The organism is Dietzia sp. SYD-A1 (assembly GCF_015356725.1).
Classification (GTDB): Bacteria; Actinomycetota; Actinomycetes; order Mycobacteriales; family Mycobacteriaceae; genus Dietzia.
The window spans coordinates 1-7,019 of the sequence record NZ_JADDKI010000366.1 but is presented as its reverse complement, the minus strand read 5'-3'; the positions used below and the strand labels follow the sequence as shown (position 1 = coordinate 7,019).

Annotated in this window: 7 protein-coding genes; 3 read left to right on the top strand and 4 right to left on the bottom strand. The window is 71.5% G+C overall.

From position 1 onward, the window contains the following. On the top strand, positions 1-956 hold a 956-nt coding region (locus tag IY392_RS13885), incomplete at its 5' end, for a PLP-dependent aminotransferase family protein (RefSeq protein ID WP_194861528.1). A gap of 79 nt (positions 957-1,035) precedes the next feature. Then, entirely contained in the window at positions 1,036-2,496 is a 1,461-nt protein-coding gene (locus IY392_RS13880) for an FAD-dependent oxidoreductase (RefSeq protein WP_194861527.1), read from the top strand. Positions 2,497-2,655: 159 nt separating this feature from the next. On the opposite strand, the gene IY392_RS13875 is transcribed toward IY392_RS13880, so the two are convergent. Beyond that, entirely contained in the window at positions 2,656-3,255 is a 600-nt protein-coding gene (locus tag IY392_RS13875) for a fasciclin domain-containing protein (protein ID WP_182613259.1), read from the bottom strand. 172 nt (positions 3,256-3,427) lie between these two features. Between IY392_RS13875 and IY392_RS13870 the strand changes: the two genes are divergently transcribed. After that, on the top strand, positions 3,428-4,684 hold the full coding sequence (locus tag IY392_RS13870; RefSeq protein WP_194861526.1) for a glutaminase: 1,257 nt from the start codon (positions 3,428-3,430) through the stop codon (positions 4,682-4,684). A gap of 18 nt (positions 4,685-4,702) precedes the next feature. Here IY392_RS13870 and IY392_RS13865 read toward each other — a convergent pair whose 3' ends face one another. The 3 genes from IY392_RS13865 to IY392_RS13855 form a co-directional block, all read right to left on the bottom strand. Then, on the bottom strand, positions 4,703-5,632 hold the full coding sequence (locus tag IY392_RS13865; protein ID WP_194861525.1) for a patatin-like phospholipase family protein: 930 nt from the start codon (positions 5,630-5,632) through the stop codon (positions 4,703-4,705). 57 nt (positions 5,633-5,689) lie between these two features. Then, entirely contained in the window at positions 5,690-6,127 is a 438-nt protein-coding gene (locus tag IY392_RS13860; RefSeq protein WP_107757693.1) for a nitroreductase family deazaflavin-dependent oxidoreductase, read from the bottom strand. Positions 6,128-6,184: 57 nt separating this feature from the next. Continuing rightward, positions 6,185-7,019: alpha/beta hydrolase (locus IY392_RS13855; RefSeq protein ID WP_194861524.1), on the bottom strand; the 835-nt coding region annotated here is incomplete at its 5' end.

Below are 7,019 nucleotides of genomic sequence, written 5' to 3'. Positions count from 1 at the left end.
GGGAGGAGCCGAGCCCAACGCTGCGGTCCGCGCTGGCCGGCCACCTGCGCCGGCACCGCGGCATCGCGGCGGCGGACCCGGTGCTGTTCGACAGCTCCCGCTCGGCGATCGCCGCCCTGTGCTCGGCATTCGTCGCGGCCCACGGCCCGGTGCCGTTCCACATGGAGGACCCCGGATACCGGGGCGCCCTGCTCATGGCCCGCGAACAGGGTCTCGAGGCGCGGTTCCACCCGGTCGAGCCCGGTGGTCTGGACGCGGCGCGGTTGGGTCCGGCCCGCGGGATCGTCTTCACGACCCCCGCCCACCACTTCCCGCTGGGGCACCGGATGAGTGTGAACCGGCGGGTGGCCCTGGTCGACTGGGCGCACCGCACGGGGTCGCTGGTGATCGAGGACGACTATGACGGCGAGTTCCGCTACGGTGTGGCCCCTCTGCCCGCGCTCGCCACGCTCCCCGCCGCGGCCGGACACGTGGCGTACGTGGGCACGTCGTCCAAGTCGGTGGCCCCCGACCTGCGGGTGGCGTGGTGCCTTCCGCCGCCTGCGTTGCGTCGCGAGGTGGACCGCTGGCTCGTCGTGCACAGGCGCGGCCCCTCGACGCTGTCCGCGGAGGCGCTGGGCGCGTTCATCGCCTCCGGAGCGATGGACCGCCACCTGGCGCGAGCGGCGCGGGTGTACGGCGATCGGCGCCACCACCTCGTCTCCGCCCTGGCGAGGCACTGCCCTGAGCTCCGCGTTACAGGAGTCGAGGCAGGGCTGCATCTCTGTGTGCTGCTGCCCGGCCATGACGACGACGAGGTCGTGCGCGAGCTCGAGCGGGCCGGCTGGCGTACGCGCGCGCTGAGCGGGCAGTCCGCGCGGAACCCGACCGCCGGCCTCGTGCTGAGCTACTCGCGACTGGTCGCGCGCGACGCGGAGGAGTTCGCCGCGACCCTGCGCACTGTGATCGGGCGGTGAACCCGAGCGGGTGCGAGCCACGGTGCGCGGCCTTACAGTTGCCGCGCGAGGTTCGTACCGAGCTCAGAGGAGACGCACGATGGGCACATCATTCTGGCGACGCACGACGATCGATCCCCCGGTGGCGGAGTTCCCCGAGGACGAGCACGTGGACATCGTGGTGGTGGGGGCGGGTTTCACCGGTCTGATCACCGCGCTGATCGCGGCCGCGCGGGGCAGTTCAGTGGTGGTGCTCGAGGCCCACACCGTGGGCGCGGGAGCCAGCGGTTCGACCACGGCCAAGGTCTCGGTTCTCCAGGGGACCCGACTGTCGACCATCCGTTCGCACCACGGTCTGGAGACCGCCCGCGCATACGCGGAGGCCAACCAGTACGGCCTGGACTGGTGGGCGGAGTTCTGCGGGTCCCACGGGGTGGACGTGCAGAGGCCGCGCGCGGTCACCTTCTCGCGCGGCGTCAAGGGGACGAACACCCTGCGCGCGGAGAAGCGCACGCTCGACGCACTGGGTCTGCCCGCGCGGTGGTACGACCGGATCGACGTCCCGTTCCCCGCCCGGTCCGCCGTGGAGGTGCCCGACCAGATGCAACTCGATCCCGTCGAGGCTCTCGGGGCACTGGTCCGCGCCGCGTCGGCGCTCGGGGTCCGGATCATCGAGCACTCCCGCGTCACGGGACTGGACGTTCGCGGACACGACGGAGACGCCCACGTCCGGGTGCGCAGCGACGGGGGCACGTGCACGGCGCGCGACGTCGTGTTGGCCACCGCGTCCCCCGCTCTGGACCGCGGGCCCACCGTGGCCTCGATGGAGGCGGAACGGTCCTACCTCTGTGCGTTCGAATACCCCGGCGGTCTGGAGGAGGGGATGTACGGGTCGGTCGAGAGCCCGGTCCGCTCGCTGCGGACGGTGCCCGTGGGAGACCGTGAGGTCCTGCTCGTCGGCGGCAACGGCCACCGCACCGGCACGGCTTCGGGGACCGAGTCGAAGATCGACTCGTTGCGCGAGTACGCCGCGAAGCACTTCCCCTCCGCGGTGTTCACGCACGGATGGTCCGCGCAGGACTTCCACCCGGTCACGCTGCTGCCCAAATCCGGCCCGATGCCGTGGGGCAAGGGCCGTGTGCACTTCGCGGGCGGGTACAGCAAGTGGGGCCTGACCGGGGCGCCGGCGGCGGCCGGCATCATGGTGGACCGGCTCAGCGGGCGGGAGCCGCGGGTCTCCTTCGGTCGACCCTCGGTCACCGGTGTGCTGCGCACCTCGGTCTCGCTGTACGCCGATCTGCCGCTGCAGCTCGCGGCCACCGCCGTGCAGGCGGCCGTGCGTCCTCCCCGGCTGACCGTGCGGCCGATCGGGGAGGCGACCGCGGATGACGGCGGGACCTGCAGGGTCGGCCTCCTCTGCCCGCACATGGGCGCGGCGCTGAGTTGGAACGAGGCCGAGCGGTCGTGGGACTGCCCGTGGCACGGCTCGCGGTTCTCCGCGTGTGGCGAGTTGCTCGAGGGGCCGGCGACGCGGGATCTCACGCGCTACGACACGACCTGACCGGGGAGCCCAACTGGACGTCCGTCCGGATACTGGCGGGGGTGCGGTCGCGGTCCGTGTAAGAGGGAACGCCCCGCCCGACCCGTGACGGGCCGAGCGGGGCGTGACCGTGTTCCTCTGACCACTGGGCGTCCGCGTCGGACAGCCCTGTGACGCGGGTCAGGCCGGGGGCATCATGACCCCGTCGATGGCGTGGATGACGCCGTTGGTGGCCGGGATGTCGGTCTGGACGACGGTGATGCGGTTCCCCGCGCCGTCCACGAGGGTGACGGTCTCGCCCTCCACCTCGACCGTGAATTCGGCGCCCTGCAGGGTCTGGACCATCTCGCCGTCCATCCCCATCACGTCCTCGGCCATGACGTCGCCCTCGATCACGTGGAACTGCAGGATCTGGGCCAGGTCACCGGTGGGATCGGCGAGGAGTTCCTCGAGCTGTCCTTCGGGAAGAGCCGCGAACGCCTCATCGGTGGGCGCGAACACCGTGAAGGGGCCCGGCCCCTCGAGGGTCTCCACCAGACCCGCGGCCTCGAGCGCCTGGGTGAGGGTGGTGAAGTCGCCCGCGGCCATCGCGGTCTCGACGATGTTGCCGGTCGCCGCCGGCTCCTCCGTCATCTCCTCCGTCGTCTCCTCGGTGGTCATCTCAGTGGTCATGGTGGTCTCGTCGGTGGCGGTGGCGTCGCCGTTCGTGTCGTCCGTGCCACACGCTCCCATGAACACTGCGAGCCCGATAGCTCCCGTTACTGCGATCGTCCGCTTCATGAGCAACCTTTCGTCGTTGGTCGGGGGTGAATCCAGTGTGGGGTGACGCGAACAACGGACGAAACCGGTGAGACACAATCGTTGTATTGCCGTTAACCTCCGCGTTGCCCGTCGGTGCGCCCGGATTGCCCGCCATGGCGCGCGGGCGCGGCCGGCGTGACACCCTGAGGCCGTGAAGACGCCGGTACCTGACTACCTACAAGAGATCCGCGACCTGTGTTCGACGGGCGCGGGCGGACACCTCGCCGACTACATCCCCGAGCTCGCGGCCGTGGACCCGGATCGGTTCGCCGTGGCCGCCTGCACGATGGACGGCGTGGTCTACACCGCCGGTGACGCGGACGCCGAGTTCACCATCCAGTCGATGAGCAAGCCGTTCGCCTACGCGTTGGCGCTGCGTGACCGCGGGATCGAGGCGGTCCTGGAGAAGGTGGCCGTGGAGCCGTCCGGGGACGCGTTCAATCAGATCTCGCTGGAGAGGATCAGCGGCAGACCCCGGAACCCCATGATCAACATCGGCGCCATCACCACTCACACCCTGGTCGGTCCGGTCGGCGCTGACGAGGACGAGCGCGACGAGGCGCTGTCCGCGGGATTGTCCGCGTTCGCCGGCCGACGCCTGGAGGTCGACGCGGCCGTCATGACGTCCGAGCTGCGCACGGCGTTCCGGAACCGGGCGATGGCCAATCTGGTCCGGGCGGGAGGGATCATCGACGACGACCCCGACGCGGCGGTCCGCGGGTACACCCGCCAGTGCGCCTACCGGGTGACCGTCCGCGACCTGGCGGTGATGGCGGTGACCCTGGCGACCGGCGGGGTCAACCCCGTCACCCGTGAGCGCGTCATCTCGGCGCCGGTGGCCCGACAGGTGCTGGCGGTGATGACCACGTGCGGGATGTACGACGCGGCCGGGGACTGGATGTCCACCGTCGGGATCCCCGCGAAGAGCGGGGTGTCGGGCGGCATCCTCGGTGCCCTGCCCGGACAGGTGGGCCTGGGGGTGTTCTCGCCTCGGCTCGACGAACACGGCCACAGCGTCGAGGGGGTGAGGACCTTCGAGCGACTCTCCCGCGATCTGGAGCTGCACCTCATGAACACCACGGTCACCGAGGTGGAGGCCGTCCGCTCGGTGCGGTTCGACGAGATCACCGGCAGACGCACCTTCCGCCTCCAGGGGCCCATGACCTTCGCGAGCGCCGAACAGGTGCTGCGTCGACTCGCGGAGATCCCGCCGGGCGACGGTGAGGTGACCCTGGACCTGAGCCGGGTCTCGTCGGTCAACGCGACCGCGCGGCGCATGCTCCTCGAATCCATGCGGCGGCTGTCGTCGGACGGGCACCCCGTGGGTCTCGCGGATCCCGGCCGCCGACTCCCGGACCCGGACCTCGGTGACGGGTCCCGGCCGGTCACGCGGCGGGCGACCCGCTGACACGGGCTCGGGTCGACGTCACGCGCCCACGCCGGCCTCGGACAATGCCGTGCGGACGGTGTCCGGCGCGGTTCTCATCGAGTACTCGAACGCCGCGACACGGCGGGTACTGCTCATGAAGTGGGCACCCAGCCCCGCGAGGTCCGCGGCAGTCGGGAGGATCGGGACGACCGTGGTGCCCCGGGCGCGGACGGCGGCGATCTCGGCGGCCAGTCCCTCGGACATCGGCTTGCGGATCAGTCGGTGTTCGATCCGGCCGCCCGGTCCGGGCACGCGGACGCCGGGCGCCGAGGCCATGGGCGCGATGACGTAGACCAGGTCCGCGTCCCCGGGCTCCAGCAGATCCACCGAGGCCGTCGAGCCCATCCCCCCGTCGACGAAGATGCGGTTGCCGATGGGGACCGGGGTCATCCACCCGGGAGTCGACCAGGACGCCCGCAGCGCCTCGCCGACGGTCGCGATCGGCGAACCCGGTGCGCCGAAGACGACCCGCTCACCGGCGCGGATGTCGTAGGCGACCATCCGGGCGGCGGGGTGGGGCAACCAGGAGCCCACCTCGAATCCCTCGGCCAATCGCTGCAGCCAGCCCAGGTCACCACGACCGCTGGGGGCGATCCCGGCGTAGGCGGCCAGACCGGAGTGCGTGCGCAGCAGTCCGGGATTGAGCAGGGGTGGCCGGGGCAGAGGCGGCCTGCCGGGCGGGGTGGACGCGATGTGCTCCCGGAGCCGGGGGTCCTGCGCACGTCCGCGCTGCATGTCGACCAGTTCGTCGATCCCGACACCGCCGCCGATCATGGTTACCAGCTCGGCACCCGCGGACGTGCCCAGCAGGACGTCGGCCTCACGGGGATCGAACCCGACCTGCTCGGCGAGGGCGTGCATGGCCGCGATCGCCCAGGCGCCTCCGATGGTCCCACCGCATCCGAGGACGAGGGCGGTTCGGCTCATTCGTGGCCTCCTGGGGTGGCAGGGCACCGGGATCGGTGGGTGCGGTGGTGAGGGACGTCAGTCCCGGGGGTCGAGCACGAAGACGGGGATCGTCCGCTCGGTCTTCTCCTGGTAGTCGCGGTAGTCGGGGTACACCGCGACCGCCCGATCCCACCAGAGTTCGCGTTCCGCACCGGTCACCTCTCGGGCCACGAAGTCACCGACCCGGTCCTTGTCCCGCACCTCAACGTGCGGGTGGGCCTTGATGTTCCAGTACCAGACCGGGTGGGTGGGTGCGCCGCCCAGAGAGGCGACCGCGGCGTAAGAACCCTCGTGTTCGACCCGCATCAGGGGGGTCTTGCGCAGCTTGCCCGACTTCTTGCCCACGGTGGTCACGATGACCACCGGCATTCCCGACAGCTCGGAGCCCGACGCACCGTTGCTCTTCTCGTACCGCTCGACGTGCTCCCGCACCCAGGTACTGGGGCTGGGTTCGTAATCGCCGGTCAACGGCATGGTTGCCTCTCTCGTCAGTGCGGTCCTGCTCGGTGGGTCGTCACCGAGGGGCGGCGTTCACGCTGGCGACGTTACGCCCGACGCGGCGAGAGGCTCGGTGAACCTCCGGATCGCCGCCACCACCGCGAGGTAGCGGGCGGACTGCACCGCGTCGAACCCGTGCTGCGCGCCGGGCAGCTCGGCGTAGACCACCGGGTTCGACGACCCGCCCCGCAGGTGACGCACCAGCCTGCGTGAGCCCCTGACCGGGGTGTACATGTCGTCAGTCCCGTGGATGATCGCGACCGGGGGCGCACCCTCCGCGGGGTGGCGGACCGGATCGGAGACGTCCTTGGTCTCCGCGCCCAGGCGGCCGTAGTAGCCGTAGAGCCCGATCGCGCCGGCCAGCGTCGTGTCGAGGTCCTCGAATCCGGGCTGGAACCTCGGGTCACCGGCGGTCAGCGCGGTCATCATGGCGATGTGCGCGCCGGCCGAGCTGCCCGCCACCACGATCGGGGCGCCCGCCGGGATGCCGTGCAGCGGGCCCTCCGTGCGGACCCAGCGGATCAGGCTCTTGATGTCCACAAGGTGCTGTGGGAACCCCGCCTCCGGTGTGGGGGAGAGGTGATAAGTCGTGCTGATGGCGGCCCATCCGCGGAGCGCGTGGTCGAAGAGCATGGCCCGCGACTCACGGCTCGGACCGCCCGCGCGGAAGTGCCCGCCGTGGATGTGGATCAGCACGCCCCTGACGCGACCGCCGCCCTTTCCGGTGTACAGGTCGAATCGGGTGGCGCGGTCGTCGGGCCCGTAGGCGAGGCGGGTACGGGCCTCGACGCCGCGCGGTCGGCGGGGCCACGGTTGGAGGAGCACCTTCCGCCACGGCGTGCGGCGCCGGGCTGAGGACGTGGTGGGG